The sequence below is a fragment of the Streptomyces sp. TRM64462 genome, from assembly GCF_013362995.1.
Lineage (GTDB): Bacteria > Actinomycetota > Actinomycetes > Streptomycetales > Streptomycetaceae > Streptomyces.
The window spans coordinates 1-3,311 of the sequence record NZ_JABWDV010000363.1 but is presented as its reverse complement, the minus strand read 5'-3'; the positions used below and the strand labels follow the sequence as shown (position 1 = coordinate 3,311).

Below are 3,311 nucleotides of genomic sequence, written 5' to 3'. Positions count from 1 at the left end.
ACGGACAGCACCGGGCCCGGCCGCTCGCGGACCTCCTACTTGATCCACTCCGACCACGGCATGTTCCAGCCGTTGAGGCCGTTGTCCGGCTGGATCTGCTTGTCCTTGGAGTTCTTCACGATCACCACGTCACCGATGATCGAGTTGTTGTAGAACCAGGCGGCCGGCATCTCGTCGTCGTACGCGCCGCGCACGTCCTGGAGGCCGACGCAGCCGTGGCTGACGTTGGCGGAGCCGAACGTCGACTTGGACGCCCAGTAGTTGCCGTGGACGAAGGTGCCCGACGTGGACAGGCGCATCGCGTGCGGCACGTCCTTGATGTCGTACTCGCCGCCGAAGCCCACGGTGGCGCCGTTCATCCGGGTCACCTTGTACTTCTCGCTGATGACCATCTGCCCGTTGTACGTCGTCGTGGCCGGGGCGCCCGCGGTGATCGGGACCGTCCTCAGGACCTTGCCGTCGCGGACGACCGTCATGGTCTTGGCGCTCGCGTCGACCGTGGAGACCTGGCTGCGGCCGATGGTGAAGCTGATCTTCTTGGCCTGCTTGCCGTACACGCCGGGGCGGCCCTCGACGCCGTCGAGGTTGAGTTCGAGGGTCACCTTGGTGCCCGGCGCCCAGTACTTCTCGGGGCGGAAGTCGAGGCGGTCGTTGCCGAACCAGTGGCCCTCGATCGGCACGGACGGCTCGGCGGTCACCTTGATGCCCTTCTCCACGGCCTCCGGATCGGTGATGCCGCGCGTGAAGTTGATGGACACCGGCATGCCGACGCCGACCGTGGAGCCGTCCTCGGGTGTGTAGTGGCCGATGAAGGTGTTCTTCGGTACGAGCGTCGTGAACGTCGTGTCCTTGGCGGACTCGCGGCCGGCGGCGTCCTTGGCGACGGCGTGCACCTTGTACTTGGTGGCCGCCGCCAGATGACGTACCGGCTGCCAGCTCGTCCTGTCGGCGGACAGGACGCCCTCGACGGCGACGCCCTTGGTGTCGGTCACCGTGACCGCGCTGAGCGTGCCCTTCTCGGCGGTGACCTTCAGGGCGCCGCTGGTCGCCACGGACTCGGCGCCGTCCTTGGGCGCCACGGTGACGACGGCCTGCGACGCTGCGTTCTCGACCTGCTCGGTGCCCGGCTTGCCGGGGGTCGCGCCCCCGCCCTTGGCGCTGTCGGTCGCGTCACCGCCGCCGGCGCACGCGGTGACCAGCAGCAGCAACGTTCCGGCGACCACTGCCAGCGGGCCGCTGCCACGCCGTCGCCGCCCCCGGACCCGGACGCCGGCCGGCGTCCCCGATATCGGCTGCCCCTTCACGATGGACCTCTCCCCTCGCACGGCCCGGCATCGCCGTGGCCCGCACCCCCGCGCGCTGCACCCGCGCGCACCGCGCTAGATAATCACACCGCGCGACCTGTGAAGCGCCCCGCAATGTCACTGTTCAGTCCCAATGTTCAAGACGCAACTTTCCACGCTCTTCACTGCGGATTCGCGGCGCGTTCACACGGGAGTGACCGAGGGTCAGCGCAGCGCGGAACCGGCCTTCCACTGGTCCCAGTCCATGTTCCAGCCGCCGAGGCCGTTGTCGGGAGCGACCTTCCGGTCACGCGAGTTGACCACCTCGACGACGTCCCCGATCAGCGTCCGGTCGAAGAACCAGCCGGCCGGGGTGTCGGCGCCGCCGCCCTTCACGTCACGCAGCCCGACACAGCCGTGGCTGACGTTGGCGGAGCCGAACGTGGACGCGGGCGCCCAGTAGTTGCCGTGCAGGAAGGTGCCCGACGCGGTGAGCCGCATCGCGTGCGGCACGTCCTTGATGTCGTACTCGCCCTTGCCCTTGGCGTCCTTGAAGCCGACCGTGGCGCCGTTCATCCGGGTCACATCGAACATCTCGGTGACCACCATCTTGCCGTTGTACGTCGTCGTCTTGGGTGCCCCGGCCGTGATGGGCAGCCTGGCGAGGAGCCTGCCGTCGCGGCGTACCTCCATGGTGTGCGCCTCGGCGTCCACGAGGGACGTCTGCGAGCGGCCGACCGTGAACCCGACGGTCTTCTGCTGGATGCCGTACACGCCGGGAGCCGCCTCGACGTCGCGCAGCCGCAGGTCGACGGTGACGCGGGTGCCGGGCTTCCAGTACCGCTCGGGGCGCAGGTCGAGGCGCCGGTCGCCGAACCAGTGGCCGGCGACCTCGGTGTGCGGTTCGGCCGTGACGCGGATGCCGCGCTCGACCGCGGCGCGGTCCTGGACGGGCCGGTTGAAACGGAACGAGATGATCATTCCGGTGCCGACGGTGGAGCGGTTCTCGGGCGCGAAGTAGCCGATGAAGCGGTGTTCGGGGACGAGTGTGGTGAAGGTGGTGTGCCGGGCGGACCTGCGGCCGTGCCCGTCCAGGGCGACGGCGTCGACGCTGTACTTGGCGGCGAGCGCCAGCCGCGTACCGGGCAGCGGCCGCCAGCGCAGCCCGTCGGGCGACAGGGCGCCGTCCACCTCGGCGGGCCGGTCGTCCTCGACCTTCCGTACGCGGACGCTCTCCAGGCGCCCGTCGGGCACCCGCACCTCCAGGCGTCCGTCCGGTGCGACGCCCTCGGCGCCGTCGCGCGGCGTCACCTCGATGGTGTCGTCCGACGCGCGGGCCTTGCCGCCGTCGCTCCCGAGGTCGGTGAGGCCGCCGAGGGGCCCGGCACCCGCCGTGCACCCCGTCAGCCCGACGGCCGCCCCGGCCATCAGTCCCGCCCACGCCATCGCCGTGGCGACGCCCAGTCCTGCCCGCTTCAGTCCATGTCTCACAGTCCGCCCAACGACCACGGCCCGGCGAGGGAAACGTCTGTACGGGTCGTGTTCGGTACCGGCCATGTTGGGACCATGGCTGTCCGGGCAGAACTCCGGGCAGGGCACGGTACGGACCGGGCGCCCCGGGACGGGCGCACGGGCCGGACGACCGGGCCGGAAGCCGGACGAGCCGCGGGAGGCCGGCAGGTGTCGAGCGCAGCCGAACAGAGGTCAGCCCAGGGCGCGGTGCCAAAGGCCCCGCCGGGGCCTGGGGTGCCGCCGGGGCCCGGGGTACCGGCGGGGCCCGGGGTACCGGCGGGGCCCGGGGTACCGGCGGGGCCCGGGGCACGGCCGGGGACCGGTGTCCCGCCAGGGCCTGGTGTCCCGCCAGGGCCGGAGGCACCGGCGGAGCCGGAGGCACGGCCGGGGCTCGAGGTCCCGCCAGGGCCGGAGGCACGGCTTGGGCCGGAGGCACGGCTTGGGCCGGAGGCACGGCTTGGGCCGGAGGCACCACCCGGGTCTGGTGCACGGCCGGGGCCCAAGGCAGCGCCCGGG

Annotated in this window: 2 protein-coding genes; both read right to left on the bottom strand. The window is 71.9% G+C overall.

The genetic code is table 11. The features are described from left to right. Positions 1 to 35 precede the first annotated feature (35 nt). Entirely contained in the window at positions 36 to 1,304 is a 1,269-nt protein-coding gene (locus HTZ82_RS20050; RefSeq protein ID WP_175410807.1) for an Ig-like domain-containing protein, read from the bottom strand. Between the two features lie 204 nt (positions 1,305 to 1,508). Further along, positions 1,509 to 2,774, bottom strand: a complete 1,266-nt coding sequence (locus HTZ82_RS20045; protein WP_375540836.1) for an Ig-like domain-containing protein — start codon at positions 2,772 to 2,774, stop codon at positions 1,509 to 1,511. Positions 2,775 to 3,311 lie beyond the last annotated feature (537 nt).